This window comes from Rossellomorea sp. y25 (genome assembly GCF_038049935.1).
Classification (GTDB): domain Bacteria; phylum Bacillota; class Bacilli; order Bacillales; family Bacillaceae_B; genus Rossellomorea.
On record NZ_CP145886.1, the window covers coordinates 2191659 to 2205288 of the forward strand.

The following is a 13630-nucleotide window of genomic DNA, read 5'->3' on the forward strand; positions in this document are numbered from 1 at the left end:
CTTATATATGAACCTTTTAAATGGTTCTTATTGTCCTTAATATAAGTAAATAATAATATGCTAATAATATTGGCACTTGAGGAGGTGTTTACATGCTTACATCAATGCTAGAAATAGAAAGGGCGGCAACAATGTTAAAGCTTCTAGGGGATAAAACCCGTCTTACTATGGTGAAACTATTAGAGTCCAATGACTGCTGCGTGTGTGAATTTGTCGAGATATTCAAAATGAGTCAGCCTGCCATCTCACAGCATGTTCGTAAATTGAAAGATGCAGGACTTGTGAAGGAATTAAGAAGGGGTCAATGGGTCTTTTACTCTCTTAACAAAGAAAGTGAAGCGTATCCGTTTGTTCAAAGCTTGTTAGAACACTTGCCTAATCAGGATGATCGATTAACAACTTTAGAAAAGCAAGGATTACGCATTTCTTGTCATTAGGAGGAGGGTTTCCCATGTTTTCAGTATTTTTAGCTACCATGATTTTTATCGCCACATTGATACTTGTGATTTGGCAGCCAAAAGGATTGTCCATTGGCTGGTCTGCCTGTGGAGGAGCGGTTCTAGCCTTAATTGTAGGGGTTGTCGACTTCCAGGATGTTATGGCTGTGACAGGAATAGTATGGAATGCTACTTTAGCATTCATTGCTATTATCATTATCTCTTTAATTTTAGATGAAATTGGATTCTTTGAATGGTCTGCTTTACATATGGCGAGGGCAGCAAAAGGGAATGGCGTCAAAATGTTTGTGTACGTTTCCCTATTAGGAGCGGTTGTCGCAGCATTTTTTGCGAATGATGGAGCTGCGTTGATATTGACTCCGATTGTTTTGGCAATGGTGAGAAACTTGAATTTTGAAGAAAAAATGGTGTTTCCATTTATCATGGCAAGTGGATTCATTGCCGACACGACTTCATTGCCGCTTGTCGTCAGCAACCTTGTGAACATCGTGTCGGCCGATTTCTTTGATATCGGGTTTGTGGAATATGCATCAAGAATGATCATTCCAAACTTCTTCTCATTGATTGCAAGCATCCTGGTGCTGTATCTGTTCTTTAGAAAAAGCATTCCAAAAAATTATGATTCCAGCCAGCTAAAAAAACCGGTTGAAGCGATTAAAGATCAGCGTATGTTTAAGCTATCCTGGATTGTGCTTGGTATCTTGCTTGTTGGTTACTTTATCAGTGAATCACTGCACATTCCAGTATCGATCATCGCAGGTATTGTGTCGTTTTTCTTCTTACTAATGGCTAGGAGAAGCTCAGCCGTCAACACGAAAGATGTCATTAAAGGTGCTCCATGGGCGATTGTATTCTTCTCGATTGGAATGTACGTGGTAGTGTATGGTTTGCGCAATGTAGGACTGACGAATGTGTTAACGGACGTTATCCAAGTTGCAGCTGATCAAGGACTTTTCGTCGCTACGATTTCCATGGGCTTCATTGCAGCGATACTGTCATCGGTCATGAACAATATGCCGACCGTTATGATCGATGCGATTGCGATTATGGATACAGACACTACAGGAGTTATTCGTGAGTCCCTTATTTATTCCAATGTCATCGGTTCTGATCTTGGTCCGAAAATTACCCCGATCGGTTCACTGGCAACCCTCTTATGGTTACACGTTTTATCATTAAAAGGCGTAAAAATCTCATGGGGGCAATATTTTAAAACAGGAATTATTTTAACCGTACCAACATTACTCATTACCCTTATTGGTTTATATATCTGGTTAATGATCATATCTTAAAACTTACAACAAAAGGAGCTCGATTATTATGTCTAAAAAAACACTATACTTCTTATGTACAGGTAACTCATGCCGCAGCCAAATGGCAGAAGGTTGGGCAAAGCATCATTTAGGAGAAGAGTGGGATGTGAAAAGTGCAGGTATTGAAGCGCACGGATTAAATCCTAATGCAGTAAAAGCAATGAAAGAAGCGGGAATTGATATTTCAAACCAAACTTCTGACATTATCGATCCTGAAATTTTGAACAATGCGGATTTAGTCGTCACTCTTTGTGGTGATGCAGCTGATAAATGTCCAATGACCCCTCCTCATGTCAAGCGTGAGCACTGGGGCTTTGATGACCCGGCAAAAGCGGAAGGAACGGATGAAGAGAAATGGGCATTCTTCCAACGCGTTCGTGATGAAATCAGCGATCGCATCAAAACATTCGCTGAGACTGGGAAGTGAACAGAAATAGAGGGACTGACCTCATGGCATTCTTTAATGACCTGCCCAATAGGAAATAGCGGCTGTTGTTAAGGTCTTCCTAAATAGAATAAGCCTGTTCTGGGTGCTTTTTGTACTTAGTAACAGGCTTTTTTTGATGATGAATGAACAATTTCCAACGAAGAAAACCAGCAAAGGACAAAATCCCTGCTGGTCTGGCAAACTCTTTAGTTAATTCCTACTGCATCAAATGATAGCTTCACAGCATTTACTTCTGCAGACGTGCTTCCATATAAATCGGTTGCAGACTGGACAGCTGCAGCTCTTGCCTGGCTGAAGGTTGAGGAAGCTGTCAGGTACACTGTATTCATACGGTAATAAATATCCCCAAGCTTTTCACGGCCAATTCCGGGAACGATTATTCCATAATGATTACCACCTTCACTTAATAGGTAAGCCTGCTTGTTGATAATTCCACTGTTTGTATGAACACCTCCATTATCCCCTGTACCGGTATAACGTTTAGAGTAGTGGTCAGGGTCACCATATTTAGCAGGGTTGCTCATGGAGCGGAGGGCATCACCGGATGTGCCAGGTGTATAAATATCTTCCCCAATCTCGAAATCCGGATTCGATCCATTCTCGTATTCTACCAATGTTCCAAAAATATCTGAAATCGCTTCGTTTAAGGCTCCCGATTCGTTCTGATACACAAGGTCAGAAGTAAAGTCTGTCACCGCATGAGTTAATTCATGGGCCACAACGTCGATGCCTCCTGAAAGTGGGGCAAATGTTGTGCCATCCCCGTCACCATACACCATTTGAGATCCGTTCCAGAAGGCGTTATTGTAGCCGCTGCTGTAGTGAACTGAAGAGACCAGGCGTGCGCCTTGATTATCATAGGAATTACGATTGTAGTTATCCTTATAGAAGTCATACGTGACACCTGCGAAATAATGAGCATCAACAGCAGGAGCATCATATGAAGCATTTAGTATATTATCGCTATCTGACCACAAAGTGCCCGGTAAGAAGAATTGAGGGAAGAAGGTACGGTTGTTCATGTTGTATGTATACACACCATTGCCCCGGGTATTATCCTGCAAATAGTACTTGCCACTTGAAAGGGTTGTGTTCAACGGTTTTGTGTCACCTATTACGCCCTTGCCGGTTCCTACTTGATTTGTTCCGCTTACTTCATGCATGTCATTGTATTTATTTAATATCTTTCCAGATTTCGCATCAATAAAATAGTTCCAGTTACCAGGAGACGGTTCTAAATAATTCAGGTTTACGAAATATGCAAAGGAAGCAGAATCACCATCTGTGTAGACGACCAGTTCCGGTTTAGCCTCTTTCTCTAATTTTGGATCGATTCCAAGATCTTTCTTAGCGATCGTTAAGGCTTTTTTCGCGTTCACTTTCCTATTTGATGAGGTGATCTTTTGATCCAGGTCAGCTACGACAGTACCGGAAAAAGCTTGAAGTGTACCATCTTCCTTTACGACTGCTGACTGTGTGGACCCCCAAACAGGTACCCCATGGTAAGTTTGCTGAATGCGAACGACTCTATTTCCAAGTTCATCATTTTCAACAGTCAACACCTTGAACTGCTCGTCCGATTTCTCATCAGAAAGCTTGAATTTTGCCTTGTTCTTCTCTAAAAAGGAAAGAACGATGGTCTCTGCCTTTTTTCCGGATGGAGCAGATAATAGTCCCGAAACAAATTCCGGTGTTCCTTCTTTTTTATTCATTTGAAAGAGAGCATTTTCCGATGGTGCAGCTAAACTCCCAGTTGCCATCATTCCAGACAGTAGACCGACGGATAACCCCATGCTAATGATTTTATTCTTTCTCAAACCGATTCCTCCTCTTTTTTTCTAAAAATTCTGTCAAAAATAGAGTATCATAGGTAAGAAGAAGACGGTATTGAGAAAATGCAGGACTTTTTGAGGGTGTAGAGTAGACAACTAATGGTCCTATTCAGGAAAATTTTCATAAAAACGAAACTTTTTATAAGATAAAATACTTTTATTTAAATTTGGGGCATATTTCATATAGTCGGTCGGGTTATAAAAGGTGAGGGGTTTAGTCCAGGCCATCCAGGAGATTATCAATCTTGTTAACTTTCAAGTCTCATAGCATTTGACTTCTTTAATTTTGTTGGGGAAGTAGATTCAATAATTGTAAAACACCCCTCAACCAATAGGTTTAGGGGTGCTTTACTACTTATTAGTATCTTACAGCATCATAAGAGTTAATTCTTCCGTGCTGGAAGTAAGAACCTGTACCGCTGATCGGATCAGCCGTTTGTTCAATCGCTTGACGGATCTGAACATTGTTTCGTCCTTGCCCTGCAAGTAATCCTGCTAAACCTGCAACGTGAGGGGAAGCCATCGATGTACCTGACATGTATGAGTAGCCATTGTTAGGTACGGTAGAAGCAATGTCAACTCCAGGTGCGGTTACATCCACCCATGTTCCATAGTTTGAGAAAGAAGCTTTACGGTCTCTGGAATCAACTGCTCCTACAGCAATTGCGTTAGGATAAGAAGCTGGCTCAAACGTTGTTGATACTCCGTCATTTCCAGCAGCGGCAATGACGACGGATCCTTTGTTCCAAGCATAATCAACTGCACTTTTTAACGTTGTAGTATTACAGTCACAACCCAGGGAAAGGTTCAGAACTTCTGCGCCTTGATCTGCAGCGTAGCGAATACCTGCCGCGATATCATCAAGCGATCCACTTCCGTTAGCGTCTAATACACGAACGGCAAGTATCTTTGTATTAGGGGCCATACCGGCAACCCCGGTTCCGTTGTTCGTTTCAGCAGCAGCCGTACCAGCTACATGTGTACCATGTCCGTTTAAATCCATTGGATAATAATCATTGTCGACGAAATCATAACCACGAATCGTCTTACCATCTAAATCAGGGTGATTGTAATCTACACCTGTATCAAGAACGGCGATTTCCTGTCCGCTGCTCCCGCGTGCAAGATCCCATGCACTAGGTGTATACGTGTTTTGGGGTCCGTATTGATAGCCTTGGTAGTAATAATCATTTGGGGTCCAGGTAGCCGAGAAGGTATAGTTCGGTTCTGCGTATTCTACATTTGGGTTTTTGCTTAATGCTTTTACAGTTGCTTCAACATTTCCTACTTTTAATACCTCAAATGGCTTTTTCGAAGTATCTTTTTCCTTTACTGCAGATGCATTCACTTTTTTAAGGGTATTTCCTTTTTCAGACTTGGTCACACCATCTTTGAATTTAACAATAACTTCACCTTTTACATAACTGCCTTTTTCAAGGCTTTTATTGACAGATGTCTTCTGAGGAGCTTTCTCGAGAGGGTTTTGATCTTGTGCAAAGGCACTTCCTCCGAAGCTAGGGACTAGAGCAAGTGATGCAGCTAAAGATAAAGCAGCAATTTTTTTAAACTTCATAATAGCATTCCTCCGTTTTTCTTTTTTGAATGAATGTGGTTCAACGACAAATGAATTGAGTGTCAAAACGCCTGCTTGCGAAAATACCCCCTTTTATGAAATTTCACAAGAATTGTTAAGAATGTGTGAAAGAAAACTATGTATATGATTCTTGCTAACTAGGATTCTAGCAAACCCTTCAAAAAAAAAGAATAGGGCGAAAATTCAGTATTTGTAAATATAAGGAAAGTGAATCAAAGCAAATACAAAAAACACCTGGAATCAAGAAAACTTTCCTCAATACTCCCTTAAAAACAAAAATGCCCATAGGAAAACAGTCACGTATTTTCCCAACATCAATTTTAAAATTATTGAGGAACGGACCTGTTTTTTAATGAAAATAGATGGAGGAGGATAGTCATCAAGAAGGAGGGGGCGGAGGGCAACATCATTAATATGAAAAGGACTTCGGTGAATGAAGTCCTTTCTTTCATGCATGATCATTTTTAATGAGCTTCTACTGCTTTATTTAATGATTGATAGATTTTCATATTTGAAATATTTATACCCATCTGGACAAATTCGATACTCATTTCTGGGCGCATTCCCGATAAAATCGGCTCGATTCCAAGTAATTTAAGACTATCAATCAACTTCATGATACCTTGTTGAAACAAAGGATTCACTTCATACACACCGGATAAATCGATGATAAGTTTATGAATGGAAAGCTTTTTGCACTCCAGAAGGACATGCTCTGCCATCATTTCTCCACGTACTTCATCCACTTGACCAATGAGAGGCAATACTGCCAAGTCGGAGAAGATGGGAACGACTGGAGTGGATAGGGACAAATACTTCTCTTCGGATATTTTCAGCTGCTCTTCCGCATACTCACTATAAGCTTCACAGAAAGCAGAAATCATTGTGGTGAATGTGTGATCGATATCATTCGTGATTTGAAGTAAGGTTTCTTTAGATATTGCTGCTTCATTGTTCAAAACGATATCTTCTAAAATAACTTTTTTATATAATGAAGATTTACTTATGGACATCTGCAAAGGCACCCCTTGTCCTGAAGCAAGTCTTCCAACTTCTTTTCCCCACTGACTTGATTTATCTAAGTTATTTTCTCCCCTTAACAAGCCTTCACCTATAAGTTCGATAAGCTGCTCAAAGTAAGGAAGGCTTTCAGTTCTTCTTGCTTCTATGTAATGTGTTGGATAAGAAGCTATAAGATCTGAGAAAATGGTATTGGCGACTTCATGTTTTCTCTCAATCAATTGATTACCAATTGATGTAGTAATTGTGTGGTGAGTCATTTTTCTCCTCCAGGTGTATGATTTTCCTTTATTATAAAGTATTATTAATTTTTAGTATAGGCTGGAAAGACTAGAGTAATAGTATACCAGGTATATTGACAATAAGATGTCATCACCTTATAATTTCATTAATTTAAAAATTTTCCAATTAGACGATGAAGAGAGAATCATAATGAAGAAATTGATGAACAGAGAGCTCTATTAGCTGAAAAAGGGCCATCATGATCATTATGGTAAAAGACTTGGAGTTATGTATGAAGCTATTTTACTCAGTGAATACATCGGGATCTCCCGTTATAGAGATAGGGTATACGTATATCCGAAAATGTTGGTATGGTGACATGTCAACGAACTGAGGTGGTACCGCGAAAGATATACTCTCGTCCTCAAGAATTATTTCTTGAGAATGAGAGTTTTTTATTTTGATAAAAGGAGTGTTTTATATGAACCCTGTATTACTTGAAGTTCAACCAGTGTTAGAAACGGAAAGATTAGAACTACGAATGCCTCAGCCAGGTGACGGCAGAGCAGTGAATGCAGCCATCAAGGCTTCTCTATCTGAGTTGAAACCTTGGTTAGGATTTGCACAAAATGAGCCTTCAGTGGAAGATACGGAAACAAACACCCGTGAAGCTCACGCGAAATTTTTAACAAGGGAAAGTCTGAGGTATCTCATCTTCCGAAAAGATACAAAGGAATTTGTCGGTTCAACAGGCTTTCATAACATCGATTGGAGTGTACCTAAATTCGAAATCGGTTATTGGATTGATACAAGATTGAGTGGGCATGGTTACATGGTGGAAGCGGTTGGGAAATTGACCGATTTTGCTTTAACCGAATTAAAGGGAAAGAGAGTAAAGATCAGATGTGAATCCACAAATGCGAGGAGCAGGGCGGTTCCTGAAAGGCTTGGTTATATGCTGGAAGGGATTCTGCGAAATGAGGATCTTTCGGTAGATGGGGAACGGTTAACGGATACGTGTGTTTATGGGAAAATATAAATAGATGAAGCATGGTCTTCATTAAGACCATGCTTCATCTATTGTAACCGTCTTTTTATCAACTACTTATATTTAAGCAGCTTCGGATTCTTTAGAATGAACTTTTTTCATGAATTCGTTTACATCTCCAGGTACTCTGCGATCGATCTTTGAAACGATATACACAGAAAGGAATCCAACCGGCACCGTTATTAATCCGGGTACATTAAACTGTAGAAATTCAGGTAGGGTAGTTTTAAAGAAAATCATGTACATAGAAGCAATTAGACCTATAACAAGACCGGCAATTGCACCTTTCTCTGTCATACCCCTCCACCATATACCCAGGATGAAGATTGGTGTAAACGTACTCGCTGCAACAGTAAATGCCAATGCCACCAGATGGCCGATGGAAGCTTCTTTTACCATTAGACCAAGAGCACCGTATAGAATACCAAGAATGATAATCGAAACCTTTCCGGCTAAAACACGTTCTTTCTCTGTAATGTTTTTTCGGAAGAATGTTGCATATAAATCATGCGCCAATGCACCGGAGCTTGCAATGAATAAACCAGAAAGGTTTGAAAAGACGGCAGCAAATGCCCCTGCAATAACAAGACCAAGCAGCCACTCCCCACCAAGGGCCTGGGCAGTAGAAGGAACAACCATATTGTTTCCTCCGGCTAAAAGGTCTTTCATAACACCTGGATCTGTGTCTCCGCTTAGAAAAATCGAGCGCCCGACCACTCCGAGATATACGGCAAAGAAAAAGAATACACTTGCAATACCTATTGCCATAAGAGCGGACTTACGAGCTGCTTTAGCACTAGGGTTTGTGTAGAAACGAAGCAAAATATGCGGAAGTCCAATCGTACCGAGTGAAAGTCCGATGGTCATTGATATGGTTTGCCAGAATGATGGAAAGTAATTACCGGTACCTGTCCAAGCAGCACCATCAAAAGGTATATCCTTTCCATCAGTAGTAAAACCAGCAGTTCCTGAAATAACCCCTTTAAATTCATTAATCGAAGCCAGGATTTCCTGGTAATGGAGTCCACCATAGATAGCAGCACCAACCATAAGAAGAAAGGCACCAAGACGAATCCATAGTTCGAGAGCCTGGTTAAGTGTAGTACCCTTCATACCACCGATTCCAACGTAAAAAATCATGACAGAACAAGTGAAAATGATACCAAATTCATAGCTTGTCCCAAAGAACATACTTAAAATTTGCGCAGCACCAAGTAACTGTGGGGCTGCATAGAAGCCTGAAATGGCTAAAACCACAGCAACAGCTGCGAGGCGTGCACGTTTGCTGTGAAAACGATACGCTAAAAAGTCTGCCACTGTATAGGCGCCGAATCGACGAAGTGGACCTGCTACGAAAATAGCCAAAAGAGTCAAACCGATAGAAAAGCAAAATGCATAATAAGCTCCATCATACCCAAGCTGATAGGTTAAACCGGCAATACCAAGAAATGTGGCTGCGCTTAAATAGTCTCCACCTATAGCTGAACCGTTAGTAAACCAGCCAAAGCTTCTACCACCAACAAAATAATCAGAAGCGGTAGCATTTCTTTTTGATAAATAGGTGATATAAACAATCGTCCCCATTAAGAGGAGCGTTAATAGGAATTTTGGTTCTAGTAAAACACCCATCAATTGATTCTCCTTTCCTCAGAAGATGTGCTGGAGTGAGTGGGAATGTGGCGATGATTCTTTAAACGTTTCTCATAAAGAGTAGTATGTACATAGGCAATGATGAAAGCCATCGCCATGGCCACGATACTTGTGAAAAACCAGCTATACGTCATACCACCCCACATACGTGAGAACATAAAACCATCTGCATACCAATTCAATATCGGGATTGATAAGATAAAAACATAATAAAATAGCGTAAGTTTAATTCCAGTACTGAATTCACCCTTCATGATTTTTCTTGTTTCCGGATCGAGTGGTTCAAGTTCGCTGACATCTATAGTGTCTGCAGCAACATAGTCATATTCTGAATACTCTCCAGCCATTAAAGACCCCTCCTTAAGGTTTGTGCTTTTGCTGATTATTGATAACTGATTACTGTCCTCCTTTACCAATAAGATAGTATAAAATTGATTTTACGATATAAGAAGAATATATACCTTACAATAAATTATCAGAAATATACAAATATTTAATATAATCTAATTTTTATTCTATAATTGAAACTAGAATAAGACATCATTATGTATCATAGAAAGGCAGGATATAAGCCAAAGTGTATTCAATGAAGCTAGTCGTAAAAGATCAAATGGAATATGAAAAGCTGGAAGACTGGATTACCGAAGAATTTATGGGAAGCATTGCACTGGTGGAGGAGGAAGTGAAACCGTCTCATATACATATAGCAATTTTTGAAGTAAGCACATGGCTTGATTGGGTAAAAATACATCGATTTCAAAAACGTCATAAAGAATGTAAAATCATTCCTTTACTGGAACCATCATTATTATATACTTCACCCCTTGCAATGGAGTTAAAATTAAGCAGTTTACTAGTCAAGGCTGTAAAAAAACATAAATTCATTCGAATGTTAAAGCAAGTTATAGGGGGTATTTCAAGTGAGGGTCATATATTGACTAGTGATAATGTCATGGGTCATCATCCGGAACCAAAGAAAGGGAACCACATGTTTCCTTTTCAAGAAGCATTTTTACGAAGATTACTTTCTGGGGAAATAAATTCTGAGGAGGAATTGATTCAATCCCGACCTCTCTTTCCAATGGATGGGCTGCCAAATGTGGTGTGTTTTATTCAGGGGTTCACTAGATGCACATCCTGGAAAGAAGAGCATGAGTGGCAAGCATCTATGGTTATTCAAGGTCATTTAAGAAAGCGCTTTCAGGAAGAAGGGGTTTCTTTTCTATCATATCGTAAACACTTACTAATGCTCATTCGGATTCCTTCAAAGTACGGATCCTTAAAACACTGGAAACAAGGGGAAGCCAGAATACTTGATGCGATTGGGGAATTAGAAAGGGAGTATGGGATCCATCTTTATATTGGTGTAGGATCCATCTATCGAGAACCACTTCTCCTTCATCATTCATACAGGGAAGCATATAAAGCACGGCGTACGTCACCATATGAGAGACTAACCCTTCGTTATTATGAAGAAATCACAAAGGACCAGCAGATTCAAAAATGTACGGACTATATAGCTCATTGTTGTACAGATAATCTTTCAATAAAACAAGTAGCTGAACAGATTAATTTTAGTGTACCGTATTTCAGCAGGATTTTTAAACAAGAAACAGGACGGAATTTTGTTGAATATGTCACCTTTGTTCGTCTTCAGCGTGCTGTGTGGCTTTTGCGTCATACCAACCATACAATTGAGTATATTGCTGAAGAGCTTGGTTTCAATACACCTAATTATTTTAGTGGTACGTTTAAAAAATATGTAGGGCTTTCTCCAAGAGAATACAGAGGGACGGAAGAAATTATTTTTATTTAATACGGCAGGGTAGGAATCGATCCATTCATATAAAGCTTTGAATATGGGTGAGGCAATTTAGTCTTACCCTAGGTTGTGTGTGAAGATAATAGAAGGGCGATTTCAATGAGGAGTATCGCCCTCGGAAAGATTGGCTCCTTAAGACTTAACCCAATCTCTCCTTAATAAACTATACGTTACAAGATCCTCATAATGATCATATAGCCATTGTCCATCTCTAGAGATTCCTTCTTTCGTAAATCCTAATCGTTTCGGGATGTCGATGCTTTTCTTATTGTTGATGGCACATTGGATTTCTACCTTGTTGAGGCCCATTTCAATAAATAGATAGTTTAATAGAGAGGACACGGCTCGGGTAATGATCCCTTTTCCTTGTGCTTCTTCCGAAAGAAGGTAACCAATACTGGTGCTCTTGCTTTTCCAATCAATATAATGCAGCCCGATCATGCCGACTAATTCCCCTCGATAACGTATCCCGGCATCGAATCCGTTATTATCCGCGTAATTCCGAATCCAAAGGGGGATGATCGGTTCTAAATCCTGAGGAGACCGGCGTTTATCAACCCATAGAAGCCACTTGCGAAGATGATCCCGGTTTGAATCAATCAGTTCGTATAACTCCTCTTTGTGATGCTGTTGAAATAGCTCGATCGAGATTTCTTGATCTACTGTGAATGAAAACATGGGAACAACTCCTTTAAGATATTTAGAAGATTATACCATATGTTGTGTTTTTAGGGAGGAGTCAAAGTAAGGCTGTTTATCATAATGTGATTCAACCGCATTTGTTTTATAATAGAATAAAATGAAGGAGACCTTAAAGGAGGTGGTGACATGGTAATGAGAACAATCTTGCCAGAGTCCCAAGCGTCTCATGCAAAGCCTATTATTAGAAAGGCGATACTTTGCATGGGGTGGACGCTGACTGATCGCCCTTAAAGTACATTTCTAGTAAGTCGGCTTTGCACCTTATTTACTTTATTTATCAGAAAATAAGGGGCTGACTGAAATGAAATATGTAAAAGCGGAGAGTGTTTTACCACAATCCCTTCTTGTTGAAATCCAGAAATATGTACAGGGGGAAACCCTTTATATACCTAAACCTAAGGTGAAATACCGAAAATGGGGCAGCCGTTCTGGTAGTAGAAAAGCAATTGATGAACGAAATGTTAAGATCCAAGAGGATTTTTTGAATGGAAAGACGATTCAAGAATTAGCCGCTCATCATTATCTTTCACCAGAAACAATTAAGAAAATCGTGTACAAAAAGCGCTGATGTTTATGTCAGTGCTTTTTTATGTATTGTTTGATTCTGAACCAAACTCAACATATCTTTCTGCCATGAATCGTTATATATTATTAATGAGGTTGCACGGAATACCCGTGCTCCTTGACTCATCTTGAACATACCATTTAAGATGATGAGACAAATGTTTCTAGGAGCGATTAATATGGAACCATTTATTCGAAATGATCAATATAATTTCATTGCGTATCAGACTCAGGTGCTGATCAATGGATATTCAACAGTGAATGATCTAGGTGTACTTCAAGCGTTGAAAGGACTTGTGAAAGATAAGGTGACAAATTTGTTTGATGGGTTGTCTCAAGCTCAACAGGACATACTTGATCCAATCGGGGATATCAGTGATACTGACCACGCGGAGGATTTATTAATTGGATTAAAGCCTTATGTCATTCCATTTCCATCTGTTTCTGATGCCTCATTGAAAAAGTTATTCCCGAAAGTGAAAAAGCTAAAGACACCTGATTGGGCAAATATCGATTTCAGGGATCTCTCCTATTTAGGCTGGAATGATTACGGACAGGAGCGAAAATATATCGTTGCTGAGTATGAAGGTAAATTAAATGGATTCAAAGGTACCTTCAAAAGCAGCAGCAAAAAAGGAATTTGTACGATTTGCAATAGCTTCGGAAGCATCGGGTTTTATATGTCTGAATCGAAAACGTCATCTCAAGGAACCTTTGTGAAGAAAGGAAATTACATCTGCCAGGATAGTGATGAGTGTAATGAAAAGCTCAAAGACAAAGAGAAATTGGATGATTTCATTCAAAGGATCAATCATTAGAAGGATGCGCTGGGCAGAGTCTCGGCGTATTTTTTCATTGTATTTATACTATATTACGGAATTCCAATTCTTCTCAACACTTATAAATCCCTTGAAACATTGCCATACTTTAAGTAGTATAGATAAGTAGAAAATTGTA

13 protein-coding genes are annotated in these 13630 nt (G+C 39.6%); 7 read left to right on the plus strand and 6 right to left on the minus strand.

The genetic code is table 11. The annotated features are described in order from the left end of the window. Positions 1-92 precede the first annotated feature (92 nt). The 3 genes from AAEM60_RS10885 to arsC are packed head-to-tail and all read left to right on the plus strand — an operon-like array spanning position 93 to position 2198. Complete coding sequence (locus AAEM60_RS10885; RefSeq protein ID WP_341357907.1) at positions 93-437, plus strand: metalloregulator ArsR/SmtB family transcription factor; 345 nt, start codon at positions 93-95, stop codon at positions 435-437. A 14-nt stretch (positions 438-451) separates the two neighbouring features. Next, a complete protein-coding gene (locus AAEM60_RS10890; RefSeq protein WP_299741200.1) occupies positions 452-1750 on the plus strand; it encodes an arsenic transporter in 1299 nt (432 codons plus the stop codon). A 28-nt stretch (positions 1751-1778) separates the two neighbouring features. Beyond that, entirely contained in the window at positions 1779-2198 is a 420-nt protein-coding gene (gene arsC, locus AAEM60_RS10895) for an arsenate reductase (thioredoxin) (protein WP_341357908.1), read from the plus strand. A 206-nt stretch (positions 2199-2404) separates the two neighbouring features. Here the strand turns inward: arsC and AAEM60_RS10900 are convergent, their stop codons facing one another. The 3 genes from AAEM60_RS10900 to AAEM60_RS10910 all read right to left on the minus strand — a co-directional run bounded on the left by AAEM60_RS10900 (position 2405) and on the right by AAEM60_RS10910 (position 6925). Further along, positions 2405-4012 (minus strand): M4 family metallopeptidase, encoded by a 1608-nt coding sequence (locus tag AAEM60_RS10900; protein WP_299741299.1) that lies wholly within the window; start codon positions 4010-4012, stop codon positions 2405-2407. Between the two features lie 397 nt (positions 4013-4409). Continuing rightward, positions 4410-5624 (minus strand): S8 family peptidase, encoded by a 1215-nt coding sequence (locus tag AAEM60_RS10905; RefSeq protein WP_299741202.1) that lies wholly within the window; start codon positions 5622-5624, stop codon positions 4410-4412. Between the two features lie 485 nt (positions 5625-6109). Continuing rightward, positions 6110-6925, minus strand: coding sequence for an STAS domain-containing protein (locus AAEM60_RS10910; RefSeq protein ID WP_341357909.1), 816 nt, complete (start codon positions 6923-6925; stop codon positions 6110-6112). A 443-nt stretch (positions 6926-7368) separates the two neighbouring features. Here AAEM60_RS10910 and AAEM60_RS10915 point away from each other — a divergent pair, with 443 nt between their 5' ends. After that, positions 7369-7926, plus strand: coding sequence for a GNAT family N-acetyltransferase (locus tag AAEM60_RS10915; RefSeq protein WP_341357910.1), 558 nt, complete (start codon positions 7369-7371; stop codon positions 7924-7926). A gap of 72 nt (positions 7927-7998) precedes the next feature. Here AAEM60_RS10915 and AAEM60_RS10920 read toward each other — a convergent pair whose 3' ends face one another. Both AAEM60_RS10920 and AAEM60_RS10925 read right to left on the minus strand, forming a co-directional pair. Continuing rightward, positions 7999-9567: a cation acetate symporter gene (locus AAEM60_RS10920; protein WP_341357911.1), complete on the minus strand. Its 1569-nt coding sequence runs from the start codon at positions 9565-9567 to the stop codon at positions 7999-8001. Then, positions 9564-9932: a hypothetical protein gene (locus AAEM60_RS10925; RefSeq protein WP_299741206.1), complete on the minus strand. Its 369-nt coding sequence runs from the start codon at positions 9930-9932 to the stop codon at positions 9564-9566. Before AAEM60_RS10925 ends, AAEM60_RS10920 begins: the two co-directional genes overlap by 4 nt. Before the next feature lie 239 nt (positions 9933-10171). Here AAEM60_RS10925 and AAEM60_RS10930 point away from each other — a divergent pair, with 239 nt between their 5' ends. After that, positions 10172-11401 carry a helix-turn-helix domain-containing protein gene (locus tag AAEM60_RS10930; protein WP_341357912.1) on the plus strand — a complete coding sequence of 410 codons (1230 nt, stop codon included), beginning with the start codon at positions 10172-10174 and terminating at the stop codon, positions 11399-11401. A gap of 138 nt (positions 11402-11539) precedes the next feature. Here the strand turns inward: AAEM60_RS10930 and AAEM60_RS10935 are convergent, their stop codons facing one another. Continuing rightward, complete coding sequence (locus AAEM60_RS10935) at positions 11540-12085, minus strand: GNAT family protein (protein ID WP_299741208.1); 546 nt, start codon at positions 12083-12085, stop codon at positions 11540-11542. A gap of 325 nt (positions 12086-12410) precedes the next feature. Between AAEM60_RS10935 and AAEM60_RS10940 the strand changes: the two genes are divergently transcribed. Then, positions 12411-12677, plus strand: a complete 267-nt coding sequence (locus tag AAEM60_RS10940) for a CD3324 family protein (RefSeq protein WP_299741209.1) — start codon at positions 12411-12413, stop codon at positions 12675-12677. A 175-nt stretch (positions 12678-12852) separates the two neighbouring features. Next, positions 12853-13491 carry a FusB/FusC family EF-G-binding protein gene (locus tag AAEM60_RS10945; protein ID WP_341357913.1) on the plus strand — a complete coding sequence of 213 codons (639 nt, stop codon included), beginning with the start codon at positions 12853-12855 and terminating at the stop codon, positions 13489-13491. The last annotated feature ends 139 nt before the right edge of the window (positions 13492-13630 follow it).